This window comes from Mycolicibacter kumamotonensis (assembly GCF_002086285.1).
Taxonomy (GTDB): domain Bacteria; phylum Actinomycetota; class Actinomycetes; order Mycobacteriales; family Mycobacteriaceae; genus Mycobacterium; species Mycobacterium kumamotonense.
In genome coordinates, this window is record NZ_MVHU01000003.1 from 179,396 (window position 1) to 191,919 (window position 12,524).

The following is a 12,524-nucleotide window of genomic DNA, read 5'->3' on the forward strand; positions in this document are numbered from 1 at the left end:
ATGGTTGCAATCTCGGCGCTGCCGCGATCAGCGCAACCAGCCCAGCTTGTCGGCGAACAGCGCATACCCGACGAACGCCACCGTGTCGATGAGGCCGTGGGCGAGGATCAGCGGCCACAACCGGCCGGTGCGCTGCCAGGTGTAGCCGAACACCAGACCCATGACGACGTTGCCCAACCCGGCGCCGAACCCCTGATACAGGTGGTAGCTGCCGCGCAGCAGCGCCGAACAGGCCAGCGCCACCGGCCGCGAGACTCGCAGCTGGCCCAGCCGGGTCAGCAGATAGCCGACCACGATCACCTCTTCGGCGAAGGCGTTGGCGAACGCGATCACGATCAGTGTCGGTGCGCGCCACCACCAGGTGTCGTCGCCGGTCGCCGCGGGGATGACGTCGGCGTTGAGGCCCAGCGTTCGGGCCAGCAGATACAGGCCCAGGCCGGGCAGCCCGATCAGCGCGGCCAGGCCGAGGCCGCCAGCCAGGTCGAGGCGACCCAGCCGGCCCAGCCCGACGCGAACCGGGCCATATCCGCTGCGCCACAACAGATACAGCGCCAGCGCGCCCCACGCGATCAGCTGCGCCGCCCACGCCGCGTTGAGCCCGAAGTCGATCAGGGCGAAATAGGAGCGGCGTGGATTCAGCGGGATCCGCTGGGCGCTGAGATCGCGCAGCACCGCGTCGGCGAGCTGCAGGATCGCGGTGGCGGCGCTGAGTCCGTAGGTGACCGCCAGCACCACGACGATCTCCAGGCGCAGGGCGCGTCGCTGGGCCGCCGGCTCGGTCACCTCGACACGGTAACCCCGATCGCTAGCGGGGGCGGGGCTGCAACCCGTTGAGGAACGGGCAGCCCATCAGGGCGCGCACCGCCCGATTCAGGCTCGACACGTCCTCGACCGGCCGCGGGAAGCTCAGCCGGACATCGTGGTCGCCGTCGGGGGCCTCGACGCGCAGCCACATGCCGTAGCGGTCCACGGCCAGCGGACGGGGCCGCCCGCGCCGCAGCTGGGGTGGCAGCTTGGTGGTGGCCAGCCGGGCGACCAGCTCCGGGTGTGCCGAGTCCAGGTGGTGCAGCCAGTGCGCCTCGATCGCGCAGAACGGGTCGGGCCGGGCCGCCAGCAGCTGCTCCACGTCGACCGCCTCGGCGCCGGTCGCATCGGCCAGCACCGCCGAATCCGGGATGAGCCGAAGCAGTGCATAGCTGCCGTCCGCGTCGCCGAGGTTCGGGGCGTCGGAGGCGCCGGCCGTCGAGCGCGGCGAGACCACCTGCAGCAGGGCCGGGTTCGGGTTGACCGCGGCGATCCGGTCGAGAAGGGCGGCGATCTCCGGCTCGGGCACCGTCTGGAGCCGGCCGCGGATCCACACCAGTGCACGGACCCGTTCCCGCAGCCGCAGCGGGGCGTGGTCGGTCAGCTCCAGCATCGCCGAGACGCCGGGCGCGGCGGCCGCCTCGGCGACCGGGTCGCCCACGGGGACCGCCACCGCCACCGACCCGTCCGGCAGCAGGTGGCATACCGGTGCGCTGACCGGCGCGGTATCGCTGGAGTCGGCGATCGCCAGCAGTGCCTGGCCCCGGACGCAGGCACTGCGGATCCGTTCCGCAGACGTCGGGACCTTGACCGCTGTGGTGGTTGCCATCGATCACCCTTTCAGTAAGTGAGGTAAGCCTAACTTAAATAACGATGGGGCCCGGCGCAACCGTTCACGACCGCTGAATCGACGCGGGTCGCCGCGCCGGGCCTCGCGGCGACCGCCCCGAGGTGCGCGGCGGCCGATAGGGTTGAGCGGTGACCCGCATCAGCTATCTCGGCCCGGCGGGGACCTTCACCGAGGCGGCGCTGTTGGCGATGACCGGCGCCGGTCTGGTTCCCGGAGCCGACCACCAAGCGGTGCCGGCCGAGAGCACACCGGCCGCCTTGGACGCGGTACGAACCGGCATCGCCGAGTACGCCTGTGTGCCGATCGAGAACTCGATCGAGGGCGGTGTGACGCCGACCCTGGACGGCCTGGCGGCCGGCTCGCCGTTGCAGATCTTCGCCGAGACCACCCTTGAGGTCGCGTTCTCGGTTGTCCTGGCTCCGGGTCGCGGGCCGGGCGACATTCGTACCGTGGCGGCTCACCCGGTGGCCGGCGCCCAGGTGCGACGCTGGTTGGCCGAGCACCTGCCGCAGGCGCAGGTGGTCCCGGCGAACTCCAATGCCGCTGCCGCGCAGCAGGTCTGCGACGGCGAGGTCGACGCCGGGGTGAGTACCGCGCTGGCCGCACAGCAGCGCGGTCTGCTCACCCTGGCCGACGGCGTGATCGACGAACCCAACGCCCGCACCCGTTTCGTGCTGGCCGGCAAGCCCGCACCGCCGCCGCAACGCACCGGCGCCGACCGGACGTCGGTGGTGCTGCGGCTGGACAACGCGCCCGGCGCCCTGGCGGCCGCACTGACCGAATTCGGTAGCCGCGGAATCGATCTGACCCGGATCGAGTCCCGCCCGACCCGTACCGAGCTGGGCACCTACCTGTTCTTCCTGGACTGTGTGGGACACATCGACGACGCCGCCGTCGGCGAGGCGCTGCAAGCGTTGCGTCAACGCTGCGCCGACGTGCGGTATCTGGGTTCCTGGCCCGCCGATCCGGCCGGCCGAAAGGGGGCGATGACGTGAGCGGCCGGCTGGTGTTGGTGCGGCACGGGCAGTCCTACGGCAACGTCGAGCGCCGGCTGGACACCCGCCCGCCCGGATCGGAATTGACGCCGCTGGGACGCGATCAGGCCCGGGCCTTCGCGAAAAACGGGCTGCACCGTCCGGCGCTGGTCGCCCATTCGGTGGCGACGCGTGCCGTCCAGACCGCCGCGGAGATCAGCGGCCCGTTCGGGGTGACCGCCCGTGCCCTCGAAGGCATCCACGAGGTACAGGCCGGTTCGCTGGAGGACCGCAACGACGACGACGCGATCGCCGAGTTCAACGCGATCTATCAGCGGTGGCACTCCGGCGAACCCGGGGTCGCGTTACCGGGCGGGGAGACCGCCGAACAGGTGCTGGACCGATACCTGCCGGTCGTCACCGAGTTGCGGATGCGCTACCTCGACGACGACGACTGGACCGGCGACATCGTCGTGGTGAGCCACGGTGCGGCGATTCGCCTGGCGGCAGCCACGTTGGCGGGTGTGGACGGCAGTTTCGTGCTGGATCACCACCTGGAGAACACCGAGGCGGTGGTGCTCGCACCGATCACCGACGGCCGGTGGAGCTGCGTGCAGTGGGGCTCGTTGACGCCGCCGTTTTATCCCGAACCCGATGCGGACCCGGTCGGTGACGCGCTGCGCTCCGACACCGACCCGATGGGCTGAGCGGATCAGATCGCCAGCGCGTAAACCTCGACGCACCGGCAGCCGACCGCCTCGCAATCCAGGGCGAACGAGTGCACCAGCACCTCACCGGGGCAACCGTCCTCGGTGCACTCGGCGGGATGCAGTACGTGGTGGATGAGCGTGCCGTGGCAGTGCTCCAAACCCGCCCGGCAGGCTCGGCAGTGGTCATCCATGGGACGTTCTTAGCACTGCGGCCCGACAACATCGCGGTGCCGCGCCGCGGCAGGGGCCACTCAGGCCCACCCCAGGTCGTGCAGCCGGTCGTCGTCGATGCCGAAGTGGTGGGCGATCTCATGGATCACCGTGATCCGCACTTCGTCGACGACCTCGTCGTCGCTGCCGCACATCTCCAGCAGCGCGTCCCGGTAGATCGTGATGGTGTCCGGCAGCGAACCGGCATAGCTGGAGTCGCGCTCGGTCAGCGCCACCCCCTCGTAGAGCCCGAGCAGGTCGGGTTCCTCGGCGTTGCGGTCCTCGACCAGCACCACCACGTTGTCGATGGCGGCGGCCAGTTCGGTCGGGATCAGATCCAGTGCGTCGGAGACGAGTTCGTCGAACCGCCGCGGGTCCATCTGCACACTCACCGGGGCTGGCTACCGCCCGGCAATTGATTGAGCCGCTCCGCGGGAATCGACGGCGGCGGAACCGGGGGCTGGCCGTTGATCAGCAGCTGCCCGCGGGCACTGTTGATCAGGGCCGCCCAGCCGCCGTTGCCCAGCGTGGCGCCGAGGCTGCACGCCACCTCGCGGCTGCCCGCCGACCAGCTGGGCAGGGAGACGGTGGCGTAAGTCAGCGTCAGCGTGGTGTCGCGCAACTGCACCGGCGCCAGGTAGGCATCGGTGAGCCGGGTGCAGGTCTCCTTGATGAATGCGTCCTGCTCGGGCTCGGGGGGCAGCGCGTCGGGGAACCGCTCGGCCAGGTTGACGGTGCCGGTGACCTCCTTGGTGTGCGGCGCCGCGCAGTCGACCGGAACATCGTTGGGCTGGTTGGTGGCCGGATCGATGCCCAGACAGGTGCCGGGCGGCCAGACCTTGGACTGGTCGATGTCGGCGACCTTGCCGGTGAAGGCGATCTGCTGGCCGCCCACCCCGGGCAGTTGCAGGCCGCACAGCATCCGGCGCTCGCCGTGCTGGCGCCACGCCCGTTCACCGGCCCACAGCATGCTGGCGACGAACTTGCTGTGCGGGTCGAACTTCGCGCCGAGGTAGCGGCGCACCGACGACTCGCACTGTTCCTGGGTGATCTGCTCGATGCGGGCGGTCGACGGCGGCGGGGCGTCCGGGCCGTACTCGGCGCCCGGGAACATCTTCATGTCCACCGGCCCGGCGACCTCGAACTTGTGCTCGTCGGCGCAGCTGACCACCGTCGCGGCGTCCAGGTCGTTCTCCGGCCAGTTCAGGCAGTCCCCGGCGACCGCGCGGTCGATGGCCTCATTGCCTTTGCCGATCCCGATCCCCAGCCCGGGCCCGGCACCCTTGCCGCCCGGGCCGGCGGCCGGCTCGGCGCTCAGGTGACCGAGCAGCCCGCCGGGCCCCTCGCCCAGTACCGGAACCACGGTGACCAGCCCGGCGATCAGCAGCCCGCCCAGCGCGGTCAACAGCAGGGTGCGGCGGGTGGCGGCCGCCTGCAGCGTGCGCAGCCAAGACACCCGCTTGGCGGGTGGATTTTGCTGGTCGGCTGCCTTCGACATCCGGTCCATTCTGACAGGCTGCTGCGAACGCGCGACAAATGATGCGAATAGTGATGCCTCTGACAGGGGTGGCCCTGGTTGTAGGGTTGCGCCGTGATCGACCTGACTCTGCTGCGTGAAGACCCCGACCGTGTCCGCCGCTCCCAGGCCGGACGCGGTGAGGACCCGGCCCTGGTGGATGCCTTGCTGGTCGCCGACACGGCGCGACGTTCCGCGATCGCGGCGGCCGACAACCTGCGTGCCGAACAGAAGGCGGCCAGCCGGTCCGTCGGCGCGGCGTCACCCGAGGAGCGGCCCGTCCTGCTGGCGCGGGCCAAGGAACTGGCCGAGCAGGTCAAGGCCGCCGAAGCCGCCCAGGCCGACGCCGAGGCGACCTTCACGGCCGCGCACATGGCGATCGCCAATGTGGTGATCGACGGGGTGCCCGCCGGCGGGGTGGACGACTACACGGTGCTCGACGTCGTCGGCGAGCCGCCGGCGGTCGAGAACCCGCGCGACCACCTGGAGCTCGGTGAGTCGCTGGGCCTGATCGACATGGGCCGCGGCGCCAAGGTGTCCGGGTCGCGGTTCTACTTCCTGACCGGCGCCGGTGCGCTGCTGCAGCTCGGGTTGCTGCAGTTGGCGCTGCGGGTCGCGGTTGACAACGGCTTCACCCCGATGATCACCCCGGCGCTGGTGCGGCCCGAGATCATGTCCGGCACCGGGTTTTTGGGCGCGCACGCCGAGGAGGTGTACCGGCTCGAGGCCGACGACCTCTACCTGGTGGGCACTTCCGAGGTGCCGCTGGCGGGGTATCACGCCGACGAGATCCTGGACCTGTCCGGCGGTCCGCTGCGCTACGCGGGGTGGTCGTCGTGTTTCCGCCGGGAGGCCGGCAGCTACGGCAAGGACACCCGCGGCATCATCCGGGTACATCAGTTCGACAAGGTGGAGGGCTTCGTCTACTGCCGGCCCGCCGAGGCCGAGGCCGAGCACGACCGGCTGCTCGGCTGGCAGCGCGAGATGCTGGCCCGCATCGAGGTGCCCTACCGGGTGATCGACGTCGCGGCAGGCGATCTCGGGTCTTCGGCGGCCCGCAAGTTCGACTGCGAGGCCTGGGTGCCGTCGCAGGGCACCTATCGGGAGCTGACGTCGACGTCGAACTGCACCACCTTCCAGGCGCGCCGGCTGGCGACCCGCTACCGCGATGAGAACGGCAAGCCGCAGACCGCCGCCACCTTGAACGGGACGCTGGCCACCACCCGCTGGCTGGTGGCGATCCTGGAGAACCATCAGCAACCCGACGGCAGCGTGCGGGTGCCGCCGGCGCTGGTGCCCTATGTGGGCGCCGAGGTGTTGGAGCCGTCCGCCTCCTGAGCTGGGTGTCAGGCCGCGAACAGCCGCCGCGAGCAGTCCAGCAGCATCCGGTGCAGCTCCCCGTTGGGGATGTCGGCGACGGCGGGATCGGCTGTCGCGCCGAAGATCCCGGACACCAGCACCGCCATCGTGGTGCGTGCCGCCGGATCGGGTTCCGGACCGGCCAGGATGGCCTGCAGGCTGCGCACGGCGTCCCGGAACTCCACGACGGCCTCGATCACCACGGCGACGGCCGGGTCGGCGTAGACCAGTGCGGCGGTGCGCCGGTGCCGGACGGCCAGTTCGATCATCCCGCTGATGGTGGCCTCCCGCCGGACCTGCTGGGAGGGGATCACCTCCGCGATCTTGACGACTCGCGCGATGTCCGCGAACGCCGGACGGAACACCGCGGCCACGATGTCGTCCTTGCAGCGGAACTGGTAGTACACCGCTGACGTGTTGACGCCGAGCCGGTCGGCGATCATCTGCAACGACGTGCCGCTCACCCCGTGCTCGGCGAACAGTCCCTGCGCCGCCTCCAACACCCGGTCGCGCGCGAAACCCCGCTGCGTCGCCGCCTTCGCCACTGCAGGCCTCCTTGCTCCGACCGACCGCGCACGGACGTGAGCCACACCGCACAATTCTACTGACCGATCGCTTGATCCTACTGTACTACTCGTATAACTTAAATTTCCGTCACGCTAACCGCAGGTTCGGGCTGAAAGGGACGTCGCTGATGTTGAACCCACAGGTGAACGGGCGTTCCCGGCCCCAACCCCCCAGGCCGGGCGCCGGCCGGATGGCCCCGGGTGTCACCGCGTATGTGGTTGACGCGCCGGAGATCGTGGCCGGCGACCACCCGTTGTTCGCCGCGATCGCCGAACTGGACGCCACGGCCAGTCGGTTCGACACCCATGTCCTGATGGTGGTCAGCAAGGCGGGACCGGATCGATGCACGCGCTGAAGCGGGCATGGATGCCACTGCTGATCGTCGTAGTGATAGCGCTCGGAACACTGACGGTGCTGCGGATGCGCACCTACTTCGGCGGCGAGAACGCCAACCTCATCAGCACCAAGGTCGATGACACCAAGCCGTACAACCCGAAGGTCGTCACCTATGAGGTCTTCGGTGAACCCGGCGCGACCGCCGACATCAGCTACCTCGATCTCGACAGCAAACCGCAGCGCGTCGATGCGGCGACGCTGCCGTGGTCGGTGACCTTGAGTACCACTTTGTCCGCGGTATCGCCCAACCTCTACGCCCAGGGCAAAGGCTCGATGCTGGGCTGTCGCATCAGCGTCGACAACGAGCCCAAAGACGAGAGAACCGCCACCGGCGTCAGCGCCATGACCTTCTGCTTGGTGAAATCTGCATGAGCACTTCCACGGACAATCTCGCCCCCGGCCGGATCGCCAGATGGATTCGCCGCCTGGCCATTCCGATCATGCTGGGCTGGATCGGGATCATCGTGCTGGCCAACGTGACCGTCCCCCAGCTGGAGAAGGTCGCCGAGATGGCCGCGGTCCAGATGACCCCGGACGAGGCGCCCTCGATGATCGCGGTCAAACGTCAGGGCGAGGTGTTCAAGGAGTTCACCTCCAACAGCTCGGTCATGCTGGTGCTTGAGGGTGACGAGCCGCTGGGTGCCGACGCCCACCACTACTACGACCAGATCATCGCCAAACTGAAGGCCGACACCACCCATGTCGAACACATCCAGGATTTCTGGGGCGATCGTCTGACGGCCGCGGGCGCCCAGAGCCCGGACGGCAAAAGCGCGTACGTGCAGATCTACACCGCGGGCAACCAGGGCGAGGCGCTGGCCAACGAATCGGTCAAAGCGGTCAATCAAGCAGTCGACAGTGTCACCGCGCCACCGGGAGTGAAGGCGTATGTGACCGGCGGCGCGGCGCTGGCAGCCGATCAGGACAAGGCCGGTACCCGCAGCATGCACGTGATCGAGTCGCTGACCTTCGTCGTCATCATCACCATGATGCTGGCGGTCTACCGCTCGATCACCACCGTGGCGTTGGCGCTGGCGATGGTGGTGACCGGGCTGGCGTCGGCCCGGGGCATCGTGGCATTCCTGGGCTATCACGGGCTGATTGGCCTTTCGCCGTTCGCCACCAGCCTGTTGGTGACACTGGCCATCGCGGCAGCCACCGACTACGCAATCTTCCTGATCGGCCGATATCAAGAAGCCCGCAGCGCGGGCGAGGACCGGGAACAGGCGTACTACACCATGTTTCGCAGCACCGCGCACGTCGTGCTCGGTTCGGGCATGACCATCGCGGGCGCGACGTTGTGCCTGCACTTCACCCGGTTGCCCTACTTTCAGTCGTTGGGTATTCCGCTGGGGATCGGCATGACCATCGTCGTGATCACCTCGCTGACAATGGGATCCGCCGTCATCACCGTGGCCGGCCGGTTCGGCACCCTGCTGGAACCCAAGCGGGCCAACCGGGGCCGCGGCTGGCGGAAAATCGGTGCGGCCGTGAGCCGTTGGCCGGGACCGATTCTGATCGCCGCCACCGCGGCAGCCCTGGTGGGCATCCTCGCGCTGCCCGGATACAAGCCCGGCTACAACGACCGCGCCTACATGCCCGCGGATCTGCCCGCCAACCAAGGTTTCCTGGCCTCCGACCGGCACTTTCCGTCCGCGCGGATGAACCCCGAGATGCTCATGATCGAAACAGATCACGACATTCGCAACTCCGGGGACTTCCTGGTGATCGAGCGAATCGCCAAACGGGTCACCGGGGTGGAGGGAGTGTCGCGGGTCATGTCCATCACCCGGCCGCAGGGCATTCCGATGGAGCACTCCACGTTCGGTTACATGCTCGGCATGCAGGCCGTCAGCCAGGACATGACCCGCAAGTTCAACGATGACCGCACCGCCGAGATGTTGGCTCAAGCGGAGGAGATGCAGGTCAACATCGACACGATGACGAAGATGATCGAGCTCATGGAGGAGATGAACACCACCATGGGGCGCATGGTGGGCAAGATGCATCTGATGGTCGACGACATCGAAGAACTGCGCGACAAGATCGCCGACTTCGACGACTTCTTCCGGCCAATGCGCAGCTACTTCTACTGGGAGCCGCACTGTTTCGACATTCCCGTCTGTCACGCGCTGCGGTCGGTCTTCGATGCCATGGACGGCGTCGACACCATGACCGACAACTTCAAGCAGATCGTTCCGGACATGGACGCGATGGCCGCGCAACTGCCGCAGATGCTCACGCTGATGCCGCCGATGATCCAGATGATGAAGAACACCAAGGCCATGATGCTGACCACCTATGCCACCCAGAGCGCACTGGCCAAGCAGGCGCAGGAAGCCCAAGGGGATCCCGCCGCGATGGGGGAGGCCTTTGACAAGGCCCGCAACGACGACTCGTTCTATCTGCCGCCGGAGATCTTCGACAACGCCGAGTTCCAGCGCGGCATGAAGAATTTCGTGTCGCCGGACGGGCGTGCCGTGCGGTTCGTCATCAACCACGAGGGCGATCCGCTGAGCGCGGACGGCATCAAGCACATCGATGCGATCAAGCTCGCCGCCAAGGAAGCCATCAAGACCACCCCTTGGGAGGGATCGAAGATCTACGTCGGTGGTACCGCCGCGATGTTCAAGGACATGCAGGAGGGCTCCAACTACGATTTGATGATCGCGGGCGTCGCGGCGCTGTGCCTGATCTTCATCATCATGCTGGTGATCACTCGGGCCGTGGTGGCAGCACTGGTGATCGTGGGCACCGTGGTGGTCTCACTCGGCGCCGCCTTCGGGCTGTCGGTGTTGCTCTGGCAGCACATCATCGGTCTGCAGGTGCACTGGATGGTGCTGGCCATGGCGGTGATCATCCTGTTGGCGGTGGGCGCCGACTACAACCTGCTGCTGGTTTCCCGCCTGCGAGAGGAGATTCACGCCGGCCTGCACGCCGGCATGATCCGGGCGATGGGCGGCAGTGGCTCGGTGGTCACCGCGGCGGGACTGGTGTTCGCCTTCACGATGATGACGATGGCGATCAGTGAACTGCGCGTGATCGGGCAGGTCGGCACCACGATCGGGTTGGGTCTGCTGCTCGACACCCTGATCATCCGCTCGTTCATGACCCCGTCGATCGCGACGCTGCTCGGAAAGTGGTTCTGGTGGCCACAGGTGCCGCGCCTGCGGCCCAAGCCGGCACCCTGGCCGGCGCCGCTGCAACGGGACCCGCGCGACGAGCTCGTGGCGTCCGGCGCGGCGGGGTGACCACGACGCTTTCGAGTCGGCGGCCGGCCAGGGCATCAAAGGTGCGGACTCCCAGCGGGCCTGGCCCGACAGGGGGTAAGAACCGGGCCTGCTCTTTCAGGTCAGCGGTTCGACCACCCGCCGTGCGATGCCCAGCAGGATTTCGTGCAGTTCCTCGTCGTCGATGCCTGCCAGCTCGGGATCGGCTGCTGCGGTGAAGGTCCCCGCCATCAGCGCCGTGGTGATGACGCGGGCCGCAGCATCCGGTTCGGGGCCGTGCAGGATCGCCGCCACGTCATCGCCGGCGGCCATGAAATCTTCGCGGGAACGCACGGCGTGCTCCACGGCGCGGTCGTAGAACAGGAAGGTGAGCCGGCGGTATCGCACGGCGAGTTCGACGACACCGCTGACCGTCACGTCCCGCTTGCCCTGTTGCGTCGGCATGGCCTGGGCGATCTTGATCACCCGGACGATGTCGTCGAACATCGGTTCCACCAGCGCGATCACGATGTCGTCCCTGGACCGGAATTGGTAATAGACGGCGGGTTTGCTCACGCCCAGCCGGTCGGCGATCATCTGCATGGACGTGCCGCCCACGCTGTGCTCCATGAACAGGGCCAATGCCGCTTGCAGCACCCGCTCGCGCGCGGAACCGCGCGGCGCCACCGGCTTGGCCACGACATCCCTCCCGTCGTCGCGGCCAGCCTATCGCGCGGCGTTGTCGGTCAGGCCTGCGACAACCCCGCTGGAGACGAGACGCCGGTGTGGCGGCGCTGGCGTTCCATGGTCGCGAAGTAGAACGCGTAGGCGAACGCGCAGCTGGTGAACAGGCTCGAGACGAAGTACAGCCAGGGGCGCCGCAGCCCGCGTCGGTAGCCGTCCACGATGGTGAACAGCGGCAGCAGAACGACATTGATGATCGTGTAGTCCTGGCTGGCCGAACCGGCAGCCGGATTGGTGTACATCAGCTGGATGTACTGCGTCCAGCTGCCCGGTCCCCAGATCGGGTTGTGGTTGGCGCCCTGGGCGTACTCGTTCACGAAACGGATGTTGAAGTACCAGCCCAGCCCGATCGAGGCGATGCCGATCACGTAATACACGATCTCCATTGGCGAAAAGTGGCCGCCGCCAGTCGGTTTGGCAAAGACCGCGCGGTTGCTTGTGACGATCCACCAGACGGTCGCCAGGCCCAGCACTGCGTGCACGATGAGCGAGATCATGTGGTCAGTGTCACCATGACTTCCAAGTTTTGTCAATATTGCCATTCGGGGCGGATGTAGCCCTGCGGTACGTTTACCGGCATGCCCCGAGCGCCGCAGACCGCGCGCAGCGAACGCACCCGCGAAGCGTTGCGCCAGGCTGCACTCGTCCGCTTCCTGGCGCAGGGGGTGGAGGACACCTCCGCCGAGCAGATCGCCGCCGACGCCGGAGTCTCGCTGCGCACCTTCTATCGGCACTTCACCTCCAAACACGACCTGCTGTTCGCCGACTACGACGCCGGGCTGCAGTGGTTCCGCAGCGCGCTGGCCGCCCGGCCCCCCGCCGAGCCGACGATCGAGTCGGTGCAGGCCGCTATCTTCGCTTTCCCGTATGACGTTGAGGCCGTGACCCGCATCGCCGCGCTGCGTGCCGGAGAGCTCGACCCAGAGCGGATCGTGCGCCATATCCGCCAGGTAGAAGCCGACTTCGCCGATGCGGTGGCCGAGCGACTGCGGGTCACGGCGCCCGACGATCAGCTGGGAATTGCGGTGACCGCGCGCTGCATCGCGGCGGCGGTGTTCGCCGCGATGGAGGTCTGGATGCTCGGCGAGGACCGTTCGCTGGCCGAGCTGGCCCGGATGTGCCGGACCGCGCTCGAATCACTCCGGAACCTCTAAGTTACGTCAATATTGACAAAACTGATGCTTC

The 12,524-nt window shown here is 68.1% G+C and carries 14 protein-coding genes and 1 pseudogene; 7 read left to right on the top strand and 8 right to left on the bottom strand.

The features are described 5' to 3' along the window. Nucleotides 1-27: 27 nt before the first annotated feature. Both BST28_RS03710 and BST28_RS03715 read right to left on the bottom strand, forming a co-directional pair. The gene (locus tag BST28_RS03710; protein WP_083079981.1) at nucleotides 28-783 is read right to left on the bottom strand and encodes a CPBP family intramembrane glutamic endopeptidase; all 756 of its coding nucleotides are present in this window, start codon (nucleotides 781-783) and stop codon (nucleotides 28-30) included. A 22-nt stretch (nucleotides 784-805) separates the two neighbouring features. Continuing rightward, entirely contained in the window at nucleotides 806-1,633 is an 828-nt protein-coding gene (locus tag BST28_RS03715; protein ID WP_019737869.1) for a DUF2470 domain-containing protein, read from the bottom strand. A gap of 149 nt (nucleotides 1,634-1,782) precedes the next feature. Between BST28_RS03715 and pheA the strand changes: the two are divergent. Both pheA and BST28_RS03725 read left to right on the top strand, forming a co-directional pair. Then, a pseudogene (gene pheA, locus BST28_RS03720) lies at nucleotides 1,783-2,616 on the top strand (prephenate dehydratase); the annotation flags it as partial. A 29-nt stretch (nucleotides 2,617-2,645) separates the two neighbouring features. Then, entirely contained in the window at nucleotides 2,646-3,335 is a 690-nt protein-coding gene (locus BST28_RS03725) for a histidine phosphatase family protein (RefSeq protein WP_019737871.1), read from the top strand. Between the two features lie 5 nt (nucleotides 3,336-3,340). On the opposite strand, the gene BST28_RS03730 is transcribed toward BST28_RS03725, so the two are convergent. Genes BST28_RS03730 through BST28_RS03740 form a run of 3 tightly spaced genes read right to left on the bottom strand, consistent with a single transcriptional unit; the run spans nucleotide 3,341 to nucleotide 5,055 of the window. Further along, nucleotides 3,341-3,529, bottom strand: a complete 189-nt coding sequence (locus BST28_RS03730) for a hypothetical protein (RefSeq protein WP_019737872.1) — start codon at nucleotides 3,527-3,529, stop codon at nucleotides 3,341-3,343. 60 nt (nucleotides 3,530-3,589) lie between these two features. Beyond that, entirely contained in the window at nucleotides 3,590-3,940 is a 351-nt protein-coding gene (locus tag BST28_RS03735) for a metallopeptidase family protein (RefSeq protein WP_019737873.1), read from the bottom strand. Continuing rightward, complete coding sequence (locus BST28_RS03740) at nucleotides 3,937-5,055, bottom strand: septum formation family protein (RefSeq protein WP_019737874.1); 1,119 nt, start codon at nucleotides 5,053-5,055, stop codon at nucleotides 3,937-3,939. The genes BST28_RS03735 and BST28_RS03740 overlap by 4 nt, the downstream gene beginning before the upstream one ends. 84 nt (nucleotides 5,056-5,139) lie before the next feature. Here BST28_RS03740 and serS point away from each other — a divergent pair, with 84 nt between their 5' ends. After that, a complete protein-coding gene (serS, locus tag BST28_RS03745; protein WP_019737875.1) occupies nucleotides 5,140-6,402 on the top strand; it encodes a serine--tRNA ligase in 1,263 nt (420 codons plus the stop codon). 8 nt (nucleotides 6,403-6,410) lie between these two features. On the opposite strand, the gene BST28_RS03750 is transcribed toward serS, so the two are convergent. Then, on the bottom strand, nucleotides 6,411-6,968 hold the full coding sequence (locus BST28_RS03750; protein WP_065287087.1) for a TetR/AcrR family transcriptional regulator: 558 nt from the start codon (nucleotides 6,966-6,968) through the stop codon (nucleotides 6,411-6,413). Between the two features lie 149 nt (nucleotides 6,969-7,117). Between BST28_RS03750 and BST28_RS23620 the strand changes: the two genes are divergently transcribed. Genes BST28_RS23620 through BST28_RS03760 form a run of 3 tightly spaced genes read left to right on the top strand, consistent with a single transcriptional unit; the run spans nucleotide 7,118 to nucleotide 10,637 of the window. Continuing rightward, complete coding sequence (locus tag BST28_RS23620) at nucleotides 7,118-7,345, top strand: hypothetical protein (RefSeq protein ID WP_131813798.1); 228 nt, start codon at nucleotides 7,118-7,120, stop codon at nucleotides 7,343-7,345. Continuing rightward, complete coding sequence (locus BST28_RS03755; RefSeq protein WP_019737878.1) at nucleotides 7,333-7,758, top strand: MmpS family transport accessory protein; 426 nt, start codon at nucleotides 7,333-7,335, stop codon at nucleotides 7,756-7,758. Before BST28_RS23620 ends, BST28_RS03755 begins: the two co-directional genes overlap by 13 nt. Beyond that, nucleotides 7,755-10,637, top strand: a complete 2,883-nt coding sequence (locus BST28_RS03760; RefSeq protein ID WP_083079983.1) for an MMPL/RND family transporter — start codon at nucleotides 7,755-7,757, stop codon at nucleotides 10,635-10,637. Before BST28_RS03755 ends, BST28_RS03760 begins: the two co-directional genes overlap by 4 nt. Before the next feature lie 96 nt (nucleotides 10,638-10,733). Here BST28_RS03760 and BST28_RS03765 read toward each other — a convergent pair whose 3' ends face one another. Then, nucleotides 10,734-11,294, bottom strand: coding sequence for a TetR/AcrR family transcriptional regulator (locus tag BST28_RS03765; protein WP_065287090.1), 561 nt, complete (start codon nucleotides 11,292-11,294; stop codon nucleotides 10,734-10,736). Between the two features lie 47 nt (nucleotides 11,295-11,341). Then, entirely contained in the window at nucleotides 11,342-11,836 is a 495-nt protein-coding gene (locus BST28_RS03770) for a DUF2834 domain-containing protein (protein ID WP_065287091.1), read from the bottom strand. Between the two features lie 81 nt (nucleotides 11,837-11,917). Between BST28_RS03770 and BST28_RS03775 the strand changes: the two genes are divergently transcribed. Then, complete coding sequence (locus BST28_RS03775) at nucleotides 11,918-12,493, top strand: TetR/AcrR family transcriptional regulator (protein ID WP_019737882.1); 576 nt, start codon at nucleotides 11,918-11,920, stop codon at nucleotides 12,491-12,493. Nucleotides 12,494-12,524 lie beyond the last annotated feature (31 nt).

Excerpts from the sequence above, each read along its gene's own strand:
- BST28_RS03770 (WP_065287091.1), bottom strand. The coding sequence starts at position 11,836 with ATGATCTCGCTCATCGTGCACGCAGTGCTGGGCCTGGCGACCGTCTGG.
- BST28_RS03760 (WP_083079983.1), top strand. The coding sequence starts at position 7,755 with ATGAGCACTTCCACGGACAATCTCGCCCCCGGCCGGATCGCCAGATGG.
- BST28_RS03730 (WP_019737872.1), bottom strand. The coding sequence starts at position 3,529 with ATGGATGACCACTGCCGAGCCTGCCGGGCGGGTTTGGAGCACTGCCAC.
- BST28_RS03740 (WP_019737874.1), bottom strand. The coding sequence starts at position 5,055 with ATGGACCGGATGTCGAAGGCAGCCGACCAGCAAAATCCACCCGCCAAG.
- BST28_RS03755 (WP_019737878.1), top strand. The coding sequence starts at position 7,333 with ATGCACGCGCTGAAGCGGGCATGGATGCCACTGCTGATCGTCGTAGTG.
- BST28_RS03775 (WP_019737882.1), top strand. The coding sequence starts at position 11,918 with ATGCCCCGAGCGCCGCAGACCGCGCGCAGCGAACGCACCCGCGAAGCG.
- BST28_RS03715 (WP_019737869.1), bottom strand. The coding sequence starts at position 1,633 with ATGGCAACCACCACAGCGGTCAAGGTCCCGACGTCTGCGGAACGGATC.
- BST28_RS23620 (WP_131813798.1), top strand. The coding sequence starts at position 7,118 with ATGTTGAACCCACAGGTGAACGGGCGTTCCCGGCCCCAACCCCCCAGG.